General features: G+C 65.2%; 1 protein-coding gene. It reads right to left on the reverse strand.

Going from position 1 to position 230, the window contains the following annotated elements; translation table 11 throughout:
* Positions 1-230 (reverse strand): hypothetical protein (locus ACM9LZ_RS26205; protein WP_416622425.1); only part of this gene is annotated, 230 nt, incomplete at both ends.

Here is a 230-nt window from a genome sequence, read left to right on the forward strand (position 1 = left end):
CGTCGGTCAGGCTGTAGGTGACAGTCCCGCCATTGATGTCGGTGGCGCTGGCCGTGATGCCGACGGCGGTGCCGTTGGTGGCACCCTCGACGACGCTGTTCGCGTCATTGTCGCTGTCGGTCGGCGTGGCGGGCGCGGCGTTTGTGACGTTGATGGTGAAGGTCTGGGTGCTGGTATCGGTGCCGTCACTGGCCTGGACCGTGATGGAATGGCTGGTGGCGGTCTCGAAA

The organism is Niveispirillum fermenti, from assembly GCF_048066175.1.
Taxonomy (GTDB): domain Bacteria; phylum Pseudomonadota; class Alphaproteobacteria; order Azospirillales; family Azospirillaceae; genus Niveispirillum; species Niveispirillum fermenti.